At 70.4% G+C, this 22244-nt stretch carries 22 protein-coding genes; 17 read left to right on the forward strand and 5 right to left on the reverse strand.

What is annotated here, in order from left to right; genetic code table 11:
• The first annotated feature begins 17 nt into the window (after positions 1-17).
• Together HPF_RS01290 and HPF_RS01295 are read left to right on the forward strand one after the other, a co-directional pair.
• Positions 18-674, forward strand: a complete 657-nt coding sequence (locus HPF_RS01290; RefSeq protein ID WP_243721660.1) for a LysE family translocator — start codon at positions 18-20, stop codon at positions 672-674.
• An 80-nt stretch (positions 675-754) separates the two neighbouring features.
• Entirely contained in the window at positions 755-1255 is a 501-nt protein-coding gene (locus HPF_RS01295; RefSeq protein WP_066152467.1) for an acyl-CoA thioesterase, read from the forward strand.
• On the opposite strand, the gene HPF_RS01300 is transcribed toward HPF_RS01295, so the two are convergent.
• Positions 1248-2183, reverse strand: a complete 936-nt coding sequence (locus HPF_RS01300) for a LysR family transcriptional regulator (RefSeq protein ID WP_133155523.1) — start codon at positions 2181-2183, stop codon at positions 1248-1250. The genes HPF_RS01295 and HPF_RS01300 overlap by 8 nt on opposite strands.
• Positions 2184-2397: 214 nt before the next feature.
• Between HPF_RS01300 and HPF_RS01305 the strand changes: the two genes are divergently transcribed.
• The 13 genes from HPF_RS01305 to HPF_RS01365 are packed head-to-tail and all read left to right on the forward strand — an operon-like array spanning position 2398 to position 16980.
• Positions 2398-4062 (forward strand): DUF1302 domain-containing protein, encoded by a 1665-nt coding sequence (locus HPF_RS01305; protein ID WP_133155524.1) that lies wholly within the window; start codon positions 2398-2400, stop codon positions 4060-4062.
• Positions 4063-4076: 14 nt separating this feature from the next.
• Positions 4077-5423 carry a DUF1329 domain-containing protein gene (locus tag HPF_RS01310; protein WP_133155525.1) on the forward strand — a complete coding sequence of 449 codons (1347 nt, stop codon included), beginning with the start codon at positions 4077-4079 and terminating at the stop codon, positions 5421-5423.
• Between the two features lie 12 nt (positions 5424-5435).
• Complete coding sequence (locus HPF_RS01315) at positions 5436-6473, forward strand: WD40/YVTN/BNR-like repeat-containing protein (protein WP_133155526.1); 1038 nt, start codon at positions 5436-5438, stop codon at positions 6471-6473.
• On the forward strand, positions 6470-8857 hold the full coding sequence (locus HPF_RS01320; RefSeq protein WP_133155527.1) for an efflux RND transporter permease subunit: 2388 nt from the start codon (positions 6470-6472) through the stop codon (positions 8855-8857). The genes HPF_RS01315 and HPF_RS01320 overlap by 4 nt, the downstream gene beginning before the upstream one ends.
• 4 nt (positions 8858-8861) lie before the next feature.
• On the forward strand, positions 8862-10028 hold the full coding sequence (locus tag HPF_RS01325; protein WP_066152482.1) for an alpha/beta hydrolase family protein: 1167 nt from the start codon (positions 8862-8864) through the stop codon (positions 10026-10028).
• Positions 10029-10054: 26 nt separating this feature from the next.
• Positions 10055-10984: a VOC family protein gene (locus HPF_RS01330; protein ID WP_133155528.1), complete on the forward strand. Its 930-nt coding sequence runs from the start codon at positions 10055-10057 to the stop codon at positions 10982-10984.
• A gap of 12 nt (positions 10985-10996) precedes the next feature.
• On the forward strand, positions 10997-11347 hold the full coding sequence (locus HPF_RS01335; protein ID WP_133155529.1) for a Rieske (2Fe-2S) protein: 351 nt from the start codon (positions 10997-10999) through the stop codon (positions 11345-11347).
• On the forward strand, positions 11344-12474 hold the full coding sequence (locus HPF_RS01340; protein ID WP_133155530.1) for an FAD-dependent oxidoreductase: 1131 nt from the start codon (positions 11344-11346) through the stop codon (positions 12472-12474). Before HPF_RS01335 ends, HPF_RS01340 begins: the two co-directional genes overlap by 4 nt.
• A gap of 13 nt (positions 12475-12487) precedes the next feature.
• The gene (locus HPF_RS01345) at positions 12488-13645 is read left to right on the forward strand and encodes an MFS transporter (RefSeq protein ID WP_133155531.1); all 1158 of its coding nucleotides are present in this window, start codon (positions 12488-12490) and stop codon (positions 13643-13645) included.
• On the forward strand, positions 13642-14433 hold the full coding sequence (locus HPF_RS01350; protein WP_133155532.1) for a cyclase family protein: 792 nt from the start codon (positions 13642-13644) through the stop codon (positions 14431-14433). The genes HPF_RS01345 and HPF_RS01350 overlap by 4 nt, the downstream gene beginning before the upstream one ends.
• Positions 14434-14446: 13 nt before the next feature.
• The gene (locus tag HPF_RS01355; RefSeq protein WP_066152499.1) at positions 14447-15019 is read left to right on the forward strand and encodes a cupin domain-containing protein; all 573 of its coding nucleotides are present in this window, start codon (positions 14447-14449) and stop codon (positions 15017-15019) included.
• Positions 15020-15038: 19 nt separating this feature from the next.
• Positions 15039-16007: a fumarylacetoacetate hydrolase family protein gene (locus HPF_RS01360; protein ID WP_133155533.1), complete on the forward strand. Its 969-nt coding sequence runs from the start codon at positions 15039-15041 to the stop codon at positions 16005-16007.
• A 13-nt stretch (positions 16008-16020) separates the two neighbouring features.
• Positions 16021-16980 carry an NAD-dependent epimerase/dehydratase family protein gene (locus tag HPF_RS01365; RefSeq protein WP_133155534.1) on the forward strand — a complete coding sequence of 320 codons (960 nt, stop codon included), beginning with the start codon at positions 16021-16023 and terminating at the stop codon, positions 16978-16980.
• Positions 16981-16989: 9 nt separating this feature from the next.
• Here HPF_RS01365 and HPF_RS01370 read toward each other — a convergent pair whose 3' ends face one another.
• On the reverse strand, positions 16990-17496 hold the full coding sequence (locus tag HPF_RS01370) for a low molecular weight protein-tyrosine-phosphatase (RefSeq protein WP_066152606.1): 507 nt from the start codon (positions 17494-17496) through the stop codon (positions 16990-16992).
• 142 nt (positions 17497-17638) lie between these two features.
• Between HPF_RS01370 and HPF_RS01375 the strand changes: the two genes are divergently transcribed.
• A complete protein-coding gene (locus HPF_RS01375) occupies positions 17639-18508 on the forward strand; it encodes a hypothetical protein (RefSeq protein ID WP_133155535.1) in 870 nt (289 codons plus the stop codon).
• Between the two features lie 88 nt (positions 18509-18596).
• Here the strand turns inward: HPF_RS01375 and gloA2 are convergent, their stop codons facing one another.
• Both gloA2 and HPF_RS01385 read right to left on the reverse strand, forming a co-directional pair.
• Complete coding sequence (gloA2, locus tag HPF_RS01380) at positions 18597-18980, reverse strand: SMU1112c/YaeR family gloxylase I-like metalloprotein (RefSeq protein WP_133155536.1); 384 nt, start codon at positions 18978-18980, stop codon at positions 18597-18599.
• A 42-nt stretch (positions 18981-19022) separates the two neighbouring features.
• A complete protein-coding gene (locus HPF_RS01385) occupies positions 19023-19943 on the reverse strand; it encodes a LysR family transcriptional regulator (protein WP_133155537.1) in 921 nt (306 codons plus the stop codon).
• 128 nt (positions 19944-20071) lie between these two features.
• On the opposite strand from HPF_RS01385, the gene HPF_RS01390 reads away from it, so the two are divergent.
• Positions 20072-21748, forward strand: coding sequence for a GMC family oxidoreductase (locus HPF_RS01390; RefSeq protein WP_133155538.1), 1677 nt, complete (start codon positions 20072-20074; stop codon positions 21746-21748).
• A gap of 125 nt (positions 21749-21873) precedes the next feature.
• Here HPF_RS01390 and HPF_RS01395 read toward each other — a convergent pair whose 3' ends face one another.
• Positions 21874-22170: a hypothetical protein gene (locus tag HPF_RS01395; RefSeq protein WP_079366572.1), complete on the reverse strand. Its 297-nt coding sequence runs from the start codon at positions 22168-22170 to the stop codon at positions 21874-21876.
• Between the last annotated feature and the right edge of the window lie 74 nt (positions 22171-22244).

Below are 22244 nucleotides of genomic sequence, written 5' to 3' on the forward strand. Positions count from 1 at the left end.
GCGCAGCATGCGCAGCCATGGAACACCTGACCTTCACCCTCACACAAACCACCCAGCTCTGGCTGTTCTTCGTGCTCGTGCTGGGCATCATCGCCTTGCCCGGCATGGACATGGCCTTCGTGCTCGGCAGCACGCTGGTCGACGGCCGGCGCGGCGGCCTGGCGGCGCTGGCCGGCATCGTCGCGGGCGGCGTGGCGCACACCGCCATGGCAGCGCTCGGGGTGGGGCTGGTGCTGCGGGCGGTGCCCGCGCTGCTCACGCTGATGCTGGTGGCGGGGGCGCTGTACCTCGGTTGGATCGGCTGGTCGCTGTTGCGCGGCGCCTCGGCGCTGGGCGAGGTCGGCGCGCCGACCTCGCGCCCCTGGCCGGCCACCTTCCGGCAAGGCCTGCTGACCTGCCTGCTCAACCCCAAGGCCTACCTGTTCATGCTCGCGGTCTGGCCCCAGTTCGCCCGGCCGGAACATGGGTCGATGCCGGCGCAGGCGGTGGCCATGGGCGCGGTCATCGCGCTGACCCAGGGGGCGGTGTACGGCGCGGTGGTCATCGGTGCCGACCGCGCCAGGGCGTTTCTGCGCGGCAGCGGGCGCGCGCAGGTGCGGGCGGGACAGGCGGTCGGCCTGCTGCTCATTGCCGGGGCCCTGTGGATGCTGTGGGAAGGCCTGGGCAGAGGCTGACCCTTCTGCCAGCCAAAGGACAGCCAGAACTGGCACGATGGCTGCTACGCTCCGCCTCCCAGCCTCCACCCCCAAACCCCATGGAACTCCCCGCCCACCAGCTGAGCATGACCGTGCTCATGACGCCCGACACCGCCAACTTTTCCGGCAATGTCCACGGCGGCACCATCCTCAAGCTGCTCGACCAGGTGGCCTACGCCTGCGCCAGCCGCTACGCCGGCACCTACGTGGTCACGCTGAGCGTCGACCAGGTGATGTTCCGCCAGCCGATCCACGTGGGCGAGCTGGTGACCTTCCTGGCCTCGGTCAACCACACCGGCACCTCGTCCATGGAGGTCGGCATCAAGGTGATCGCCGAGAACATCCGCACGCAGGACAAGCGCCACGTCAACAGCTGCTTCTTCACCATGGTCGCGGTGGACGAGGACCGCAAGCCCACGGCCGTGCCGCCACTGCGGCCCTTCACGCCCGACGAGCGCCGCCGCCACGCGGGTGCCGAGCTGCGCAAGGCGATGCGGCGAGAGATGGAGCAGCGCTTCGCCGCCATCCGTTCGCAGGACGTGGCGGGCGCCTCTAGCTGAGGCCTGCGGACCCGGCCGGATCGTCCAGGCGCGCGGCCGCTTCCTTGAGCAGGCCGCGCAGCCAGATCAGGCCCGGGTCGCGCGTGAGGTACTTGTGCCACTGCATGGCCTGGCTGAAGGCACGCATCGGCAGGGGCACCGGGCGGATCTCGATCGGCAGCAGGGGCAGCAGGCGCTGCGCCAGCCGGGCGTGCACGGTGCCGATCAGGTCGGTGCCCACCACCAGGTGCGGGATCACGCCGAAGCTGTAGGTGGCCAGGCCGATCTCGCGGCTCAGGCCATGGTCGCTGGCCAGCCAGGTGTCGAACACGGGCTGGCCGCCGCCGGGCGGGCGCATGGTGACGTGCCGCGCCCGCTGGTAGCGCTCCTGCGTCAGCTCGCCCTGCGCGAGTGCGCTTTCGCGCCACACCACGCAGACGAAGCGGTCCTCGAACAGCACATCCACCGGGTGGTCGGGTGAGCAGAAGGTCTGCGGAATGATGAGCAGGTCGGCCTCGCCCCGCTCCAGGTGTCGGTAGGGCTGGTTGACCTGGGGCTGGAGGTTGAAGCGCACCCGGCTGCCCTGCGCACTGGCCAGCGCCAGTGCGCCCGGGATCAGCACCTCCATCGAGTAGTCGGAGACGAAGAGCGTGAACTCGCGGTCCGACTCGGTCGGATCGAAGGCCGGCTTGGCGGCGATGGTGGTGTCGATGCGCACCAGCACGTCGCGCACGGCATCGTGCAGCATCACCGCGCGCGGCGTCAGTTCCATGCGCCCGCCCACTTGCACCAGCAGCTCGTCGTCGAAGTACTGGCGCAGCCGCGCCAGCGCATTGCTCATGGTGGACTGGCTCAGGAACACGCGCTCGCCCGCCCGTGTGACGTTTTTTTCGGTCAGCAGGGCGTCGAGCGCGACGAGTAGGTTGAGGTCGAGTTTCTTGAATCGCATGGTCGGCCGGTGGCGCAGTGTGCCTCAGGGCAGAGGGGCCTAGGCGGGTGCAGCCGGGGTCATCAAGGGTTTGCCCTGATATTTCGAAATCCGATTTCGGAGATTCGAACAATCCATTTCCCAGGGTATTGCCCGCTCCATAAAGTCGCGGCTCGTTTGATCTGGATCAAGTGGTCCAGGTCGGCGACAGCCCACGACAACAAGGAGACAAGCCATGCCGAATCGAGCGAATGCCCGGCCCGCCGCCCCGCGCCGGGCGCACGGACGCCGCACCCTCACGCCCCTGCTGCTCGCGCTGCTGGCCGCCCCCGCGGCCCAGGCGATCGAGATCGACACGGGGAACCCCGACTGGACCCTGCGCTGGGACAACACCGTCAAGGTCAGCCTGATGCAGCGCCTCAAGAGCGCCTCGCCCACGCTGTCCGCGCAGGTGCCGCTGACCGTCAACCAGGACGACGGTGACAACAACTTCAAGAAGGGCCTGGTCTCCAGCCGGCTGGACCTGCTGACCGAGCTGGACCTCGCCGGCCCGGGCTACGGTGCCCGCCTCAGCGGCGCGGCCTGGTACGACAGCGTCTACAACGGAAAGACCGACAACACCGGCTTCACCGCCAACCACCGGCCCGGCACCGCGTTCGCACCCGAGACCCGCGACCTCATGGGCCGCAAGGCCGAGCTGCTCGACGCCTTCGTCTACGGCAAGTTCGACCTGGGCGACCGCCCCGCCTCGGCCCGGCTGGGCCGCCACACCCTGCTCTGGGGCGAGAGCCTGTTCTTCGGTGCCAACGGCATCGCGGGAGGCCAGGCGCCGCTGGACCTGATCAAGCTGCTGTCGGTGCCCAACGCCACCTTCAAGGAAGTCGCCATGCCCACCGGCAAGCTCTCCGGCCAGGTGCAGCTGACGCCCGACGTGTCGCTGGGGGCCTACCTCGCCTACGAGTGGGAGAAGACCCGCCTGATGCCGGCGGGTGCCTACCTCTCCACCAGCGACTCCATGGGCCCGGGCGCCGAGCGCATCCTGGCCGGCCCCACGGCCAGCTTCGAGCGCCAGCCCGACCTGGACGCCAAGGACAGCGGGCAGGGCGGGGTGCAGCTGCGCTTCCGTGCGCCGTCGCTCGACACCGACTTCGGCCTCTACGCCATCCGCTACCACGCCACCACGCCCAGCAACATCAACACCGTGCTCAACGGCGTGCCACCGGCGCTGGTGCCCAGCAGCTACCGCTGGATGTACCACGAGGGCGTGCGCGCCTTCGGCGCCAGCTTTGCCAAGTCGGTGGGCGAATGGGGTCTGGCCGGCGAGGTCTCGGTGCGCCAGAACACGCCGCTGGCCAGCTCGGGCCAGGCCTCGCTCGCGACCATCCGCGTCAACACCGGCCTGAACAACAACAGCAACCCCGGCTACGCGGTGGGCGAGACGGCGCACGCGCAGCTCTCGTGGATCGCCTCGCTGGGGCCGTCCTTTCTCTCGCGCGAAGCCTCGTTCGTGGGCGAGGTGGCCTGGAACACACGGCTGAAGGTCACGCGCAACGAGCAGATGCTCAACCCCAATGCCGACAAGTCGGCCGTGGCCACGCGCATGGTGTTCTCGCCCAGCTACCGCCAGGTGCTGCCGGGCCTGGACCTCTCGCCCACGATCGGTCTGGGCTACACCAAGGGCAAGTCCTCGGCCGTGGGGCCGGGCTTCGGCGTGGACGGGGGCGGTGACCTGAGCCTGGGGCTCAACGCCGTCTACCTCGGCGCCTGGAACCTGGCCATCAACTACGTGCACTTCCTGGGCAAGGCCGCGCCGACGCTGGACGCCGCCAACAACGCCGTGTACCGCCAGGCGCTGAAAGACCGGAACTACCTGACCGTGTCGCTGCGCACCACCTTCTGATCGAGGAGACCACCATGAAACAACCGCAACTGTGGACAGCGGCGGCGCTGCTGCTCGCCCTGGGCACGGCCCAGGCCGGCGTGACCGCCCAGGAGGCCGCGCGCCTCAAGACCGACCTGACCCCGCTGGGCGCCGAGCGCGCCGGCAACAAGGACGGCAGCATCCCGGCCTGGACCGGGGGTTACACCACGGCCGTTCCCGGCTTCAAGAACGGCGGCCGCCGCGGCGATCCGTTTGCCAACGAGAAACCGCTCTACAGCATCACGGCTGCCAACATGGCTGAGCACGCGGCCAGGCTGACCGAGGGCACGCAGGCCCTGCTGAAGAAATACCCGCAGAGCTTCCGCGTCGACGTCTACAAGACCCACCGCACCGCGGCGGCGCCGCAATGGGTGTACGACAACACCTTCAAGAACGCCACCAGCGCGAAGATCGAGAACGGGGTCGTCACCGGCGCCTTCGGCGGCATTCCCTTCCCGGTGCCCAAGACCGGCGAAGAGGTCATGGCCAACCACGAGCTGCACTGGCGCGGCGAGGCCTGGCAGGCCGACTTCCGTGGCTACCTGGGCACGGCCAGTGGCCAGCGGGTGCTGTCGGTCGAAGGGCGGGGCGACTTCCAGATGCCGTACTACGCCAACGGCGAGGCCGACAAATTCAATGGGGGGTACTGGTCGATCCGCCTGGTCAACAGCGGCCCGCCCGTGCGCGCCGGCGAGGCCATCACTGGGGTGCTGAACCTCGACCAGGACAAGAGCGCCTCCTGGGTCTACCTGACCGGGCAGCGCCGCGTGCGCAAGCTGCCCAATGCCTGCTGCGACACGCCCACCCCCGCCACCGCGGGTGTGGCCAGCTTCGACGAGGTCGACGTCTTTGGCGGACGCAGCGACCGCTTCGACTGGAAGCTCGTGGGCAAGCAGGAGATGCTGATCCCCTACAACAGCAACCGGCTGCACACCCCGGCCAAGGACAGCGACGTGCTGCTGGCCAACCACCTCAACCCCGACCACGTGCGCTGGGAGCTGCACCGCGTCTACGTGGTGGAGGCCACGCTCAAGGCTGGCCAGCGCCACCAGGCACCCAGGAGCCGCTACTACGTGGACGAGGACACCTGGGTGGCCGTGCTGGGCGACCGCTGGGACGCCAAGGGCCAGCTGTGGAAGACCATCTGGTCGCACCCGGTGGTGATGCCCGACCTGCCGGCCACCACGCCGCAGCAGCAGTGGGGCTTCAACGACCTGATCTCGGGCGCCTGGTACGCCAGCGGCGTGGTCAACGAGCGCAACCAGCACTACAAGATCGTGCCGCGCCGTCCGGACAGCTTCTTCACCCCCGACGCCATGGCCGGCGACGGCGTGCGCTGAGCGGGCAGCACCATGCGTCTGTCACTTCTCCTGGCCGTGGTGTGCGCGGCGACCAGTGCGGGCCCCGCGCTGGCCCGCCCGCCGGTGGGCGATGCACTGCAGCGCCCGGCGCTGGCGGTCAAGGCGCCGCAGCGGGCCGTGCTGCTCGCGGCGGCCCAGGCCGGTGCGCGCCTCGTGGCGGTGGGCGAGCGCGGCATCGTGGCCCTGAGCGACGACCGCGGCGCCAGCTGGCGCCAGGCGCCCAGCCCGGTGAGCGTGACGCTGACCATGGTGCGCTTTGCCGACGAGCGGCACGGCGTGGCCGTGGGCCACGGCGGCACGGTGCTGACCACCGACGACGCGGGGGCCAGCTGGCGCCTGCGTCTGGACGGCCGGCGCCTGGCCGAGATCGCCAAGGCGGCGGCCACCACGCCCGAAGCGCAGCGGGACGCCGAGCGTCTGCTGGCCGACGGACCCGACAAACCCTTCCTGGACGTGCTGCAGTGGGACGCGAAGCGCCTGCTCGCCGTGGGCGCCTACGGGCTGGCCTTCTACAGCGACGACGGCGGCGAGCGCTGGACGCCCTGGATGGACCGCCTGCCCAACCCCAAGGCCCTGCACTGGTACGTGGCGCGGCGCGCGGGCGACACCCTGCTGCTGGCTGGCGAGCAGGGCCTGCTGGCCCGCTCCACCGACGGCGGCCAGACCTTTCAGACCATGAACTCCCCCTACCAAGGCAGCTGGTTCACCGGCGAGCTGCGAGCCGACGGCCAGACCGTGCTGGCGGGCCTGCGCGGCAACGTGTGGCGCTCCACCGATGGTGGCGCCCAGTGGACCCCGCTGGCCTCGCCGGTGCCGGCGACCATCACCGCCATGGCCACCGCGGCCGACGGCGGGCTGCTGCTCGCCAGCCAGGCCGGCGTGGTGCTGCGCCTGCATGGCGACGCGCTGGTGCCGCTGAAGGCACCCCCGGTGCCCATGCCCGCGGCGCTGCTGCCGTTGCAGGGCGGACCGCTGCTCACGCTGGGCGTGGCCGGCGTGGTGCCTGTTGATGCAGGAGCGCTGCAATGAGCACCTCTGCATTCGATCCCCGCTCGGGCTCGCTGATCGAGCGCGCACTGTTCAACCACCGCGCCATCGTGCTGCTGCTGTGCGCGCTGGTCACGCTGCTGCTGGGCTGGCAGGCCACGCGCCTGCAGCTCAACGCCAGCTTCGAGAAGACCATCCCCACCAGCCACCCCTACATCCAGAACTTCTTGAGGTACCAGGCCGAGCTGAGCGGCCTGGGCAACGCGGTGCGCATCGCCGTGGCGCAGCCCGAAGGCGGCATTTACGACGCGCAGTACCTCGACACCCTGCGCCGCCTCTCCGACGAGGTGTTCCTGCTGCCCGGTGTGGACCGTGCGCGCATGAAGTCGCTCTGGACGCCGAGCACGCGCTGGGTGGGTGTGACGGAGGACGGCCTGGAGGGCGGTCCGGTGATCCCCGATGGCTTCGACGGTTCGCCCGCCAAGCTGCAACAGCTGGCCGCCAACGTGGCGCGCTCGGGCGAGATCGGGCAGACCGTGGCGCGCGACGCGCAGTCGTCGGTGATCTTCGTGCCGCTGCTGGCCAAAGACGCCGAGGGCCGGGCCATCGACTACGCGCGGCTCTCGGGCCAGCTCGACGCGCTGCGCACCAAGTACGAGGCCGAAGGCGTGCGCGTGCACATCACCGGTTTCGCCAAGATCGTGGGCGACCTGATCGACGGCGTGAAGGCGGTGCTGGTGTTCTTCGCCATCGCCGTGGCCATCGCCACCGCCATGGTGTTCTGGTACACGCGCTGCGTGCGCTCCACGCTGCTGGTGGTGCTGGCCTCGCTGATCGCGGTGGTCTGGCAGCTGGGCCTGCTGCCGCTGCTGGGCTACGCGCTGGACCCGTACTCCATCCTCGTGCCCTTCCTGGTGTTCGCCATCGGCATGAGCCACGGCGCGCAGAAGATGAACGGCATCATGCAGGACGTGGGCCGCGGCCTGCCCAAGCTGGTGGCCGCGCGCTTCACCTTCCGCCGCCTGTTCCTGGCCGGGCTCACGGCGCTGCTGGCCGACGCCGTGGGCTTTGCGGTGCTGCTGGTGATCGACATCCAGGTGATCCGCGAGCTGGCAGTTGCAGCCTCCATCGGCGTGGCGGTGCTGATCTTCACCAACCTGATCCTGCTGCCCATCGGGCTGAGCTACACCGGCGTGAGCGCCAAGGCCGCCGCGCGCAGCCTGCGCGCCGAGCAGGCCGACGACACCGGCGCGGCCAAACACCCGATGTGGGCCTTCCTCGACCGCTTCACGCAACGCCCCTGGGCCACGGTGGCGGTGGTGGCCGGCTTGCTGATGGGCGTGGGCGGCTTCGCCGCCAGCACCCAGCTCAAGATCGGCGACCTCGACCCCGGCGCGCCCGAGCTGCGGGCCGACAGCCGCTACAACCGCGACGTGGCCTTCATGAACGCCGCCTACGGCGCCGGCAGCGACGTGCTGGCCGTGATGGTGAAGACACCCGAGGGCCAGTGTTCGGCCTACGACACGCTCAACAAGGTGGACGCGCTGGAGTGGGAACTGCGCCAGATCGACGGCGTGGAGAGCACCAACACCCTGGCGCTGCTCAACCGCCGCGTGCTCTCGGGCCTGAACGAAGGCCACCCGCGCTGGTACGAGTTCCTGCCCAACCAGGACATGCTCAACACCGTCACGGCCAGCGCGCCGCGCGGCCTCTACAACGACGCCTGCGGCCTGCTGACGGTCTACGTCTACCTGCGCGACCACAAGGCCGACACGCTGAGCCGCGTGGTGGGCCACGTCGAGGCCTTCGCCCAGGTGAACAACACGGCCGACACGCAGTTTCTGCTGGCCGCCGGTTCGGCCGGCATCGAGGCCGCGACCAACATCGTCGTCAAGGACGCCTGGCGCACCATGCTGCTGATGGTCTACGGCGCCGTGGTGCTGCTGTGCTTCATCACCTTCCGCTCCTGGCGCGCAGTGGTGGTGGCGGTGCTGCCGCTGGTGGTGACCTCGTTCCTGGCCGAGGCGCTGATGGTGGCGCTGGGCATGGGCGTGAAGGTGGCCACGTTGCCGGTGATCGCGCTGGGTGTGGGCATCGGCGTCGACTACGCGCTCTACATCCTGTCCATCACCCTGGCCCAGCTGCGCGAAGGCAAGAGCCTGTCGGACGCCTACTACCGCGCCCTGCTGTTCACCGGCAAGGTCGTGATGCTCACCGGCGTCACGCTGGCCGTGGGCGTGATCACCTGGGTGGCCTCGCCCATCAAGTTCCAGGCCGACATGGGCCTGCTGCTGGCCTTCATGTTCCTCTGGAACATGCTCGGCGCCCTCGTGCTGCTGCCCGCGCTCGCGCACTTCCTGCTGCGGCCCGCGCCTGTGCGCGTCGCCGCGGCCCCATCCCTTTCCAACCCCCTCCCGGCCCACTGATCCCATGTTCAAGTACTTCCCCACCAACTACGTCTGGAACCTTTCCGTCAACCTGGCCATCGAGATGGGCGCGCGCATGGGCGAGATCGAAACCATGTGCGGGCCTTTGCAGGAGGCCGCCAAAGCTCCCGACGCCGCCGGCACCCAGGCTTTCCGCGAGACCTGGGTGAGCATGGCTGACCGGCTCTGCGAACTGGCCGCCGAAGACGAGGCCAAGGGCCGCCTGTTCTCTGCCGGCGAAAAGTACCGCCGCGCGTCCGCCTACCTGATCACGGCCGAGCGTCTGCAGGCGCACGATGCCCCCGGCCGCCTGGCCCTCTACCGGCGCGAGCTGGCGCTGTTCCACAAGGGCGCCAGCCTGATGCGCGACCGCGTCCAGCGCGTCGAGATCCCCTACGAGGGTTCGCACATCTCTGCCCTGTACTTCCCGGCCGAAGGCCTGCGGCCCGGCGAGCGCGCACCGCTGCTGGTGCAGCTCAACGGTCTGGACTCCACCAAGGAGATGAAATACCTGGTCGGCCTGCCAGCCTGGCTGTCCAAGCGCGGCGTGTCCTCGCTGATGGTCGACCAGCCCGGCACCGGCGAAGCCCTGCGTCTGCAGGGCCTGACCGCGCGCTACGACGCCGAACACTGGGCCAGCCGCGTGGTCGACTGGCTGGAGCAGCACCCGCAGGTGGACCCGAAACGCATCGGCTGCGAGGGCGTCTCGCTGGGCGGCTACTACTGCCCGCGCGTGGTGGCGATGGAGCCGCGCTTTGCCTGCGGCGTGGCCTGGGGCGCCAACCACGACTGGCGCGACGTGCAGAAGCGCCGGCTGGAGAAGGAAGGCGACTTCCCCGTGCCGCACTACTGGGCCCACGTGTGCTGGGTCTGGGGCGCCAAGGACATCGACGACTTCATGCGCATCGCCGAGGACGTGCACCTGGACGGCGTGGTCGAGAAGATCAAGGTGCCGTTCCTGGTGACGCACGGCGAGCGCGACTCGCAGATCCCGCTCAAGTGGGCGCACCGCACCTACGAACAGCTCGTCAACAGCCCCAAGCGCGAACTCAAGATCTTCACCGACCGCGAAGGCGGCGTGCAGCACGCCAGCTTCGACAACAGCATCAACGCCGGCCACTACATCGCCGACTGGGTGGCCCAAACCCTGGGCGGCCGCGCGGCCGCCTGAAACACCACAACAGTAGGGAACCTCACATGAACATCATCGGACTCGACGCCCTGGTCTTTGGCGTGGACGACCTCGCCGCCTGTAGCCAGTACCTCATCGACTACGGCCTGCGCGACGCGGGCGGCGACCGCTTCGAAGCGCTCGACGGCACCGCCGTCGTGCTCCGCGCGAAGGACGACGCCACGCTGCCGCCCGGCCTGGGCACCGCCAGCATGCTGCGGGAAACGGTCTACGGTGTGGCCGACGCCGCCACACTGGACGTGATTGCTGCGGAGCTGTCCAAGGACCGCACGGTGACGCACGAGCATGGCGTGGTGCGATCGCACGACGACATGGACTTCGCGCTGGCCTTCCAGGTCAGCGTGCGCCGCCCGCTGGACCTGCCGGCCGAGGCGGTGAACGCGCCGGGCGCGCCGGTCCAGCGCCCGGCGAACACGGTCGCGGTGGACCAGAACGCGCCGGCCCTGCCGCGCTCGCTCTCGCACGTCGTGTACTTCGTGCCCGACACCGCGAAGGCCGAGGCCTTCTACCGCCGGCTGGGCTTCGTCTGCACCGACCGCTTCACCGGCGTCGGCCCCTTCCTGCGGCCCGCCGGCACGCACGAGCACCACAGCCTCTTCATGATCCAGACGCCGCCCTTCATGAAAGGCTGCGAGCACTTCACCTTCCACATGGGCGGCCCCACCGAGCTGATGCTGGCGGGCGCGCGCTTCGTGGAAAAGGGCTACCAGAGCTTCTGGGGCCCGGGGCGCCACAAGTTCGGCAGCAACTGGTTCTGGTACTTCAACTCGCCGCTGGGCTGCCATGTCGAGTACGACGCCGACATGGACCAGCACGACGAGCGTTGGTCGCCCCGCGAGGTGCCCATGGGCGCCGACGCCTCGCAGCTGTTCCTGTTCCAGCACCGGGAGAAGTGGGCACCGTCCGGCCCGCCGCCCGGCGCGCCCGCGCACTGAAGGCTGCCGACCATGAGGCTGTGTCACATCGACCAGTTGCCCGACGGCGCTTCCCGGGGTTTTGACCCGCACCAGGTGGGGCAGGACACGGTGCTCGTGGTGCGCCAGGGGAGGCGGCTGTTCGCCTACCGCGACGCCTGCCCCCACCACGACACGCCCATGGCCTGGCGCAAGGACGCCTACCTCGACGGCACCGGCCAGCACATCGTCTGCGCCGCCCACGGCGCGCAGTTCGACATCGCCACCGGCCTGTGCACGCTCGGGCCCTGCCTGGGCGAATCGCTCACCCCCGTTCCCCTGCTGATCCACAACAACGGCGAGGTCCACCTCGCTCCCCAACACCCCCTGGAGACACCCACATGACCCGCTCGGCATCCCGCATCCTCATCATCGGCGGCGGCTTCTCCGGCATGGCCGCCGCCATCCAGCTGCGCCAGCAGGGCGCCGAGGTCGACCTGGTCGAGATCGACCCCGGCTGGCGCAGCTACGGTGCCGGCATCAGCCTGGGCGGCGCCACGCTGCGCGCCTTCCGCACCCTGGGCATCCTGGACGCCTTCCTGGCGCAGGGCAACGCCGCCGACGGCGTGCAGCTGTGCCTGCCCCACGGCCCCAAGGTGGCCGAGCTGCCCACGCCGCGCATCGCCGGCCCCGACGTTCCGGGCGGCGGCGCCATCATGCGGCCGGTGCTCGCGCGCATCCTGGCCGAGGCCACCCGCGCCAGCGGCACGAAGGTGCGCCTGGGCTGCACCTTCACGTCCATCGAACAGGACGCGGAGGGCGTGGAGGTGGCGTTCACCGACGGCAGCCGCCGGCGCTACGACCTGGTCATCGGCGCCGACGGCCTGTACTCCAAGGTGCGCGAGGCGGTGTTTCCGCAGGCTCCCAAGCCGCAGTACAGCGGCCAGGCCGTCTGGCGCGCCGTGCTGCCGCGGCCGGCCGAGATCGAGACCTGCGTCATGTGGATGGGGCCGCGCATCAAGCCCGGCGTGAACCCGGTCTCGAAGACCGAGATGTACCTCTTCGTCACCGAGCCGCGCCCTACCAACGAACACGTCGATCCGGCCACGTTCGCGGACCACCTGCGCGGCCTGCTGGCCGACTTTCCGGCGCCCGCGCTGCAGGCCATCCGCGACCAGATCGGCCCGGATTCGCAGATCGTCTACCGCCCGCTCGAAGGCCTGCTGATGCCGCGACCCTGGTTCAGCGGCCGCGTGGTGCTGATCGGCGACACGGTGCACGCGACCACGCCGCACCTGGCCTCGGGCGCCTGCATCGGCATTGAGGACGCGCTGGTGCTGGCCGAGGAGCTGGCGCGCGCGACCGCGGTGGACCAGGCCCTGGCGGCGTTCGAAAACCGGCGCTGGGAGCGCTGCCGCATGGTGGTGCAGAACTCGGCCCGCCTGGGCGAGATCGAGGTCGCCGGTGGCGACAAGGAAGAGCACGGCCGCATCATGCGCGACTCGCTGATGGCGCTGGCCCAACCCATCTGACTCAAAGGCCCCCATGAACACCCGCTCCACCAGCACCTTCGGCCATGTGGCCCTCATCGTCGCGCACTGCGCCGGCATGGTCGACCTCGTCGCGCTGCCGGTCTGGGTCGGCACCCTGATCCAGCACTACAGGCTCGACCCGCAGCAGGCCGGCGGTCTGGTCACGCTGTTCCTGATCGGCGCCGTGCTCTCCAGCGTCTTCCTGGCCTCGCGCTTCCAGCGCGTCAAGGGGCGCTGGGTGGCCGCCGGCGGCTACGCCATCGCCGCCACCTGCTTCGGCGTGCTGTCGCAGCCGCTGGACGTCACCACCATGGCCGTGCTGCACGCGGCTGGGGGGCTGGCCGCGGGTGCGGCGCTGAGCGCCACGCACGGCACCATCGCCCGCAGCGCCAACCCGCACCTGAAGTTCGCCATCGTGGGCGTGGGCCTGGGCGTGTTCGCGGTGCTGTTCCTGGGCACCTCGCCCAAGGCCATCGCCGCGGCCGGCGGCTACATGCTGTTCGCCATCTTCGGCGGGGTGATGCTGCTGGCCGCGCTGGTCTGCGCCATCGGTTTCCCCGACCCCGAGCGCGAAGCGACGGACCGCCAGGGCGCGCCGGTGGCCGCCATCCCGCGCGCCGTGTGGTTCGGCATCCTGGGCATCAGCGCCATGGCCCTGGTGCAGTCCATGACCTTCAGCTTCCTTGAGCGCGTCGGCAACGACCGCGGCTTCAGCCTGAACGCCATCACCGGCGTGCTGGTGGTGCTGGGCTTCGTCAACCTGCTGCCGGCGGCGCTGGCCGCCTTCTTCGAGAAGCGCTGGAGCGCGCGCAGCGTGCTGATGGTGGGGCCGGTGCTGCAGGCGCTGCTGGCAGCGACCATCATGATGGCGCCCGGCTTCTACGCCTACGCCGCGGCGGCCTCGGTGTTCGCCGCGGTGATGATCTTCACCCACACCTTCGCCTTCGGCCTGATGGCCCGGCTCGAACCCAGCGGCCGCGCCATGGCCGCCACGCCCGCCATGCTGATGGTGGGCGCGGCCATCGGCCCGGTGCTGGGCGGCACCCTGGTCAAGACCGCCGGCTACGGCAGTCTGGGTCTGGCGGCGCTGCTGATCGGCAGCCTGGCCGTCTTGTGCATGTCCCGCCTGCCGGGGCATGCACCTTCTTCCCTGGCCCAGGAGCCGGCATGAAACCGCAGCGCCGCTTCGTCGACCTCTCCATCTACCTGGAGAACGACGTGCTCTCCGACCCGCCGCCGCTGGCGCCCAAGATCACCTACCAGAAGCACCAGGACACGCTGCCCGAGTTCATGGCCATGATCCCGGGCACCCAGCCCGAGGATTACCCCGACGGCGAGGCCGCGGCCGCCGAGTGGGTGACGCTGACCACGCACAACGGCACCCACCTGGACGCGCCCTGGCACTTCCATTCCACGCAGGACGCCAAGAACGGCGGCAGCCGGCCCAGCATCACCATCGACCAGGTGCCGCTGGAATGGTGCTTCCAGCCGGGTGTGAAGCTGGACTTCCGCCACTTCCCCGACGGCTACGTGGCCACCGCGGCCGACGTCGAGGCCGAGCTGAAACGTGTTGGCCACACGCTGGAGCCGCTGGACATCGTGGTGGTCAACACGCGCGCCGGCAGCCGCTACGGCCACAACGACTACGTGGGCGCGGGCTGCGGCATGGGCTACGAGGCCACGATGTACCTGCTCGAACGCGGCGTGCGCCTGACCGGCACCGACGCCTGGAGCTGGGACGCGCCCTTCTCGTACACCGCGAAGCGCGTCGCCGAGACCGGCAACAAGGCCCTGATCTGGGAAGGCCACAAGGCCGGCCGCGACATCGGCTACTGCCACCTCGAAAAGCTGCACAACCTCGAAGCCATCCCGGCCACGGGCTTCACCATCAGCTGCTTCCCGCACAAGATCCGAGGTGCCAGCGCGGGCTGGACGCGCGCCGTCGCCATTTTTGATTGAGGACCGAACCGCCATGAGCTTTCCCCCCATCCACCGCGTCGTCACCGGTCACAGCGCCGATGGCAAGGCCATCGTTGCGAGCAGCGGCCCGCTGCCCACCGTGGTCGAGATCGCCGCCATCCCCGGCACGGTGTTCCACGAGGTGTGGAGCACCGCCGCCACCCCGGCCCCGGTGGACAACGGCGCCGACCCGACGCTCGGCCCGCTGATGCTGCCGCCACCCAAGAACGGCACGCGCATGCGCTTCGTCGACATCCCGCCCGACACGGCCGAGTTCCTGTCGCAGGGCGCCGGCAAGATGAAGGACGCCTTCGCCCAGATCGGCGACGAGAAGGCCTCGACGGTGAAGGCCCACTCGCCGCACCCGCTGATGCACCGCACCGAGAGCGTGGACTACGGCGTCGTCATCGAGGGCGAGATGACCCTGGTGCTCGACGAGGGCGAGGTGCAGCTCAAACCCGGCAGCGTGGTCGTGCAGCGCGGCACCAACCACGCCTGGGCCAACCGCTCGGGCAAGCCCTGCCGCATGCTGTTCGTGCTGATCGACGGCGTCTACGACCCGGCCATTGCCGAGGCACTGGCCTGATGGTGTTGAAGGACCTTCCATGAAATTCGCTTCCCTGCGCGACGGCCGCCTGCTGCTCGTCTCCCGTGACCAGACCCGCGCGGTGCACGCCGCCCCCGTGGCCAACAGCCTGCTCGACGCCCTGCAGCGCTGGGACGCCGTGGCGCTGCCGCTGACCGAGCTGTACGAATCGCTCAACGCCGGCACCGCCGCCGGCGTGCTGCCGTTCGACCCGGCGGCTTGCGGCGCACCGCTGCCCCGCAGCCCGCAGTGGCTCGACGGCTCGGCCTTCCTGAACCACGGCCGCCTGATGGAGGAAGCCTTCAACTCGCCGCCCATCCCGCTGTTCGACAGCGTGCCGGTGATGTACCAGGGCGCCAGCGACGACTTCCTGGGCCCGCACGACGACGTGCCCCTGCCCAGCGAGGCCGACGGCATCGACTTCGAGGGCGAGTTCGGTGTGGTCACCGGGCCGGTGCCGATGGGCACCTCGCCCGAGGCCGCGCTGGCCTGCGTGCGCCTGGTGGTGCAGATCAACGACTGGAGCCTGCGCGCTCTGGGCCCGCACGAGATGAAGACCGGCTTCGGCTTCCTGCAGGCCAAGCCATCCACCGCCTTCGCGCCGGTGGCCGTCACACCCGACGAGCTGGGCAGCGCCTGGCGCGACGGCCGGGTGCAGATGCGGCTGCAGGTGCAGTGGAACGGCGAGCGCTTTGGCGAACCGCACGGCGGCGAGATGAACTTCCACTTCGGCCAGCTCGTCGCGCACGCCGCCCGCACGCGCCGCCTCACCGCCGGCTGCATCGTCGGCTCGGGCACCGTGAGCAACGTGGCACGTGCGGCGGGCTCGGCCTGCATCGCCGAGCGCCGCGTGATCGAGAAGATCGACCAGGGCGAGATCCGCACCGGCTTCATGAAGTTCGGCGACCGCGTGCGCATGCAGGCGCTGTTCGAGGACGGCCGGCCCGGCCCCTTCGGCGTCATCGACCAGCGCGTGGTGCCGGCGTGACGGAGGCCCGCGCATGCATGTGCTGATCACCGGTGCGGCGGGGTTTCTGGGGCGGGCGCTGGCGCAGCGCCTGCTGCCCGGCCGCCGGCTGGGCGACCGGTCCGTCACCCGGCTCACGCTGCTGGACCTGGCGCTCGAAGGCCAGCCGCCGGACGGCGTGCGGCACTGCGAAGGCGACATGGGCGACGCGGACTGGCTGCGCGGCGCCCTGAACGGCGGGCCGCCCATCGATGCGCTGTTCCACCTCGCCAGCATCCCCGGTGGCACGGCCGAACAGGACTACCCGCTCTCGCGCCGCGTGAACCTGGAGGCCACGCAGACCCTGCTGGAGTACGGCCAGCAGCAGGTGGCCGCCGGCCATCGCGCGCCGGTGTTCGTGTTCGCCAGCTCCATCGCGGTGTTCGGCCACCTGCCCGCGCTGGTGGACGACGACACGCCCACCCGCCCGCAGATGACCTACGGCACCCAGAAGCGCATCGGCGAGCTGTGGGTGGACGACTTCAGCCGGCGCGGCTGGGTCGATGGCCGGGCCGTGCGCATCCCGGGCGTGCTGGCGCGCCCGCCCGCGCGCACCGGTCAGCTCTCGGCCTTCCTCAGCGACCTCATCCGCGAGCTGGCGGCGGGCCGCGCCTTCACCTGTCCCACCACGCCCGGTGCCACCACCTGGGCCTCCTCGCTGCCCTGCGTGGTCCGCCAGCTGCTGCACGCGGCCATGTTCGACGTGGCCACCAGCGGGGGCCACCGCGTGCTGACCCTGCCCACCCTGCGCTTTGCCATGGCCGATCTGGCGCGGGTGGTCGGTCGGGTGCACGGCACGCCCGCCGCCGACTTGGTGCGCTGGGCACCCGACGAGCGCATCGAAGCCCTGTTCGGGCGCTTCCCGCCGCTGCTCACGCCCCGCGCCGAGGCCGCGGGTTTCCGGGCCGACGCGGACCTGGAGGCGCTGGTGCGGCAGGCGCTGGCGCCGGGCTGAGCGGCTGGTTCAGTCCGTTCCGAGTCCCAGCTGCCCGCGCACATGCGCCAGCAGCCCCTCGCTGCCGTCCTCCACCAGGTCGAGCACGTGCTCGAAACCGTCCGGTCCACCCTGGTACGGGTCGGGCACGATGGGGCTGTCGTGCCGCTCGCAGAACTCGGCAAAACGGCGCAGCTTGCGGATGTGCCGGGGCGGGCACAGCCGCTCGGCCGCCACCTGGTTCTCCCAGTCCATCACCAGAACCAGGTCGAAGGCCTCGAAGTCGTCCGCGGTGAGCTGGCGCGCGCGCTGGTTCGAGAGGTCGTAGCCGCGCCGCAGCGCGTGGGCCTGGCTGCGGTGGTCGGGCGGCGCGCCCACGTGGTAGTTGTGCGTGCCGGCCGAGTCGACCTCGACGCGCTCGGTCAGGCCGGCCTCGCGCACCTTGGCCTCGAACACGCCGTGGGCGGTGGGGCTGCGGCAGATGTTGCCCATGCAGACAAAAAGGATGCGGTAGAGGGAAGGGGTCACTGCGTTCATGGCCTGCATTTGAACCGCAAACACGTGACTTTTCCGGGTATTCAACCCCGGGGGGGCGGGACTATGCTGTCCACTGGGGTTGGTTCGCCGCTGCGGCGCGCCGGCCCGGGCTTTCTCTTCTCTTTCTGACACCGGGACCGACATGGCCAGCGATCTGGACACGGTGCGCGTGCTGCGCGCCCTCTTCAACGACCTGCCGCGCGCGCCGCAGGGCCTGTCGCACGAGGCGACAATGGACTGGATCCGCCGCACCATGACCGACTACCCTGGCGGCGACCTGGCCTACACGCTGGAGCACATCACCCGCAACTCGCTGCTGGACATCGTGCTGCGCCTGCGCGAGGACGGCCACCTCAAGGACGACGCCGCCTTCGACCAGGCGGTCGAGCAGCTGTCCACACCCGAAGGCCGCAAGACCTTCATGGACTGGATCATCAACGCGCAGAAGAGCGTGGACGCCACCGCGCGCCTGCTCAACCGCGCCAAACGCGCCTGGAGCGAACCCGAGCCGCTGTTCGTGGCCGACCCGGTGGCGGTCAACCGCTTCATCGACAACCGCCCGACCGGGCCGGGGGCGATGTTCACCGAGTTCTCGATGCGCGACGACGCGCGCGAGGTCGGCGTGTTCGACACCGAGCCGGACGCCGTGCACGAATTCGACTGGGGCTTCATCGCCGAGGAGCCCGGCGCCTGGAACATCTACGTGGCCGAGATCTGGCGCAAGGGCACGGTGGGCCACTTCGACCGCATGCTCGGCGCCTGGCGGCTGGAAACCACCCACGCCCTGCCCGAAGGCCAGCTGCACGCACCGCACGTGCCGCCGGGCCTGACCGAGGACATCGGCATCACCCGCTTCTGCGCCTTCACCCTGCACGCCAAGACCAACCCGGCCGACCCCGATGTGCGCCGCTGGGTGGGCGAGGTGTTCATCACCCACATGCTGCCGGTGATGGCGGCGCGCGCGCTGGACGAGAACTACGACTTTCCGGCCAGAGTCATGGAGCTGAACTAGGCCCCCACGCTCCGCCGCTGCGCGGGTCGCTGCCCCCCGAGGGGGTGCGAATCCAGCTTGGGGCGGCCCGGCGCTGGATTCATACGCCTCAAGCCTCGTACAGCTCCAGCGGCAGGCCGTCCGGGTCGCTGAAAAAGGTGAAGCGCCGGCCGGTGTATTCGTCCACCCGCACCGGCTCCACTGTCACGCCGAGCGACTCCAGCCGCGCCTTGCAGGCCGGCACGTCCTCCACCACGAACGCCAGGTGCCGCAGACCCTGCGCCTCGGGGTAGGACGGGCGCGGCGGCGCGCCGGGGAAGGAGAACAGCTCCACCTGCGAGCCGTCGGGCAGGCCCAGGTCCAGCTTCCAGGAGTTGCGCGCTTCGCGGAAATGTTCGGCGATGACCGTCAGGCCCAGGACCTCGGTGTAGAAGCGCCTGGAGCGCTCGTAGTCGGAGCAGATGATGGCGGCGTGGTGGATGCGGGTGAGCATGGCGAGCGGTACCTGATGAGACGGACATTCTGTCTCAGGACGTCACCCCCACACCGCGTCCAGCGCCCCCAGCGCCGCCGCAATCACCGGTTCGCCCGCCCGCTCGGCCAGGCAGAGGAAGCTCAGATCGCATTCCAGCGCCACCTGGTCGGCCACCACCAGCCCGTGCGCCTGCGCCTCGCGCATCGCGATCGCATCGCGCACCAGTGACAGGCCGACGCCGCTCTTGACCAGATCCAGCATCGACGCCTCCTGATCGACCAGGGCCACCCGGCGCGGTTCGATGCCGGTGACCGAGCCGGGGCCGAACACGCGGCGCTGCAGCCGGTGGTGGGCGCTGGCCGGGGGCGTGGCGAGCCAGGGCAGGGCGGCCAGGGCCTTCCAGTCCTTGCCTTTGACCTGCGGCCCCCAGCCGGCGGGCGCGAGCACGCGGTAGGTGAAGCGGGTCAGGGCGCGCAGCCGGTAGGGCGGGCCCAGCGGGTCGGCCGGCAGGTCGAGGAAGAAGCCCACGTCCAGTTCGCCGCGCGCGATGCGCGCCAGCACGTCGCCGCTCATGCCCTGTCCCAGTTCGGTGTGGACCTGCGGTGCGCTTTCCACCAGCTGTTTGAGGAAGGCGCCCAGGCGGGTGAACTCGGGGTCGAGGATGGTGCCGATGCGCAGCGTGCCGCGCACCGTCTGGTGCAGCGCGGCGGCGGCCTGGCCGAAGTCCGACAGGGCGGCGAGTGCGCGGTCGGCCAGCGGCAGCAGGGCGGCGCCGTCGCGCGTGAGCGCCATGCCCTGCGGCGTGCGGGTGAACAGCTGCAGCCCGGTGGCCTCGGCCAGGGTCTTGAGCTGCAGGCTCACCGCCGGCTGGCTCAGGTGCAGGCGCTGCGCCGCGCGCGAGACATTGCCCTCGCGCGCCACGGCGACAAAGGCGCGCAGGGTCTGCGGGTCGGTGGCGGGCAGGCGGTTCGGCGGGTTCATTATTTGGCGAGCTTATACCTGGCCTTGCCACATTTCATTGGAAGTCTGTGGGCGAATCGGGCAAAGTGCCTGGCAATCGTCGGGTTGCATCATGAGCCCGGCCAATGAACAACGAGGAGACCTTGCGCATGAGCGACGCCACCGCCACCTTTGACTATGTGATCGTCGGCGCGGGCACGGCCGGCTGTCTGCTGGCCAACCGGCTCTCGGCCGACCCGTCCAAGCGCGTGCTGCTGATCGAGGCCGGGCGCAAGGACGACTACCACTGGATCCACATTCCCGTCGGCTACCTCTATTGCATCGGCAACCCGCGCACCGACTGGCTCTACCAGACCGAGGCCGACCCGGGCCTGAACGGCCGCACGCTGCGCTACCCGCGCGGCAAGACGCTGGGCGGGTGTTCGAGCATCAACGGGATGATCTACATGCGCGGCCAGGCGCGCGACTACGACCAGTGGGCGCGGCTGACGGGTGACAGCGACTGGCGCTGGGACCGCTGCCTGCCGGACTTCAAGGCGCACGAGGACCACCACCGCCTCGACCGCTACACCGAGGGCCAGGGCAACGCCACGTTTGCCGCCCTGCACGGCCACCGCAGCGTGGCCAGCTCGGGCGAGTGGCGCATCGAGAAGCAGCGCCTGCGCTGGGACGTGCTCGACGCGTTTGCGCAGGCGGCGCAGCAGGCCGGCATCCCGGCCACCGACGACTTCAACCGCGGCGACAACGAGGGCGTGGGCTATTTCGAGGTGAACCAGAAGGCCGGCTGGCGCTGGAACGCGAGCAAGGCCTTTCTGCGGCCGGTGCAGCACCGGCCCAACCTCACGGTGTGGACGCAGATCCAGGTCGAGCGCCTGCGGCTGGAGCGGGACGCGGCGGGCGCGCTGCGCTGCACCGGCGCCGACGTGGTGAGCCACGGCCAGCGCGTGCACGTGGCGGCCGCGCGCGAGGTGGTGCTCAGCGCCGGCAGCATCGGCTCGGTGCAGATCCTGCAGCTCTCGGGCATCGGCCCGGCGGCGGTGCTGCAGGCCGCAGGCGTGACGCCGTTGCACGAGCTGCCGGGCGTGGGCGAAAACCTGCAGGACCACCTGCAGATCCGCTCGGTCTACAAGGTCACCGGCGCCAAGACGCTCAACACCCTGGCCAACTCGCTCTGGGGCAAGGCGGCCATCGGCCTGGAGTACGCGCTCAAGCGCAGCGGGCCGATGAGCATGTCGCCCAGCCAGCTCGGCGCCTTCACGAGAAGCGACCCTTCACAGCCATACGCCAATCTCGAATACCACGTGCAGCCGCTCAGCCTCGACGCCTTCGGCGAACCGCTGCACAGCTTCCCGGCGTTCACCGCCAGCGTCTGCAACCTCAACCCCAGCAGCCGCGGCCATGTGCGCATCAAGAGCCCGCGCTTCGAGGACGCGCCGGCCATCGCGCCCAACTACCTCGCCACGGAGGACGACCGGAAGGTGGCGGCCGACAGCCTGCGCGTGACGCGCCGCATCGTCGGCCAGCCGGCGATGGCGAAGTACCGGCCCGAGGAGTTCAAGCCCGGTGTGCAGTACCAGAGCGACGAGGAGCTGGCCCGCCTGGCCGGCGACATCGCCAGCACCATCTTCCATCCGGTGGGCACGACCAAGATGGGGCGCGAGGACGATGCCATGGCCGTGGTCGACAGCCACCTGCGGGTGCGCGGCGTGGCCGGGCTGCGCGTGGTGGACGCGGGCGTGATGCCCACCATCACCAGTGGCAACACCAACAGCCCGACGCTGATGATCGCGGAGAAAGCGGCGCGCTGGATCGTCGCCGGGACGTGAGGCGGGGCAGTGACCCGCGCAGCGGCGGAGCGTGGGGGCTACGGGCCAGCCGCCGGGCCGCCCCAAGGCAGGCCCAGCCCCCTCGGGGGGCAGCGACCCGGGCAGCGGCGGAGCGTGGGGGCTTGTTACCTCAGGCGGCCGATGTAGCGGGCGCTGGGGTCGCTGGCCGCCGCCAGGGGCGCCGGTGCCGACACCGGCGCGCTGGGCCGGCGCACCGGTATCACCAGCGACTCCAGCCGCTCGGCCAGGGGCAGCAGTTCGTCCAGGCCGTCCTCGCGCGCCCGCTGGCGGGCAAAGCTCACCACCGCCTGCGCGTATTCCACGTTGTTCACCATCCACTCGGTGTCGGTCACGCGGCCGGTCTTGCGGCGCAGCAACACATGCAGGTGGGCGGCGGCGGCGAATGCATCGTTTTGCGACATGGTGTTTTCCTCTTCCAACGACACGGGATGCGCTGCATTTCCTGTGCCACCGGTTCCGGGCACCAAGGGAAAGC

This window comes from Hydrogenophaga pseudoflava, assembly GCF_004353865.1.
GTDB classification, from domain to species: domain Bacteria; phylum Pseudomonadota; class Gammaproteobacteria; order Burkholderiales; family Burkholderiaceae_C; genus Hydrogenophaga; species Hydrogenophaga pseudoflava.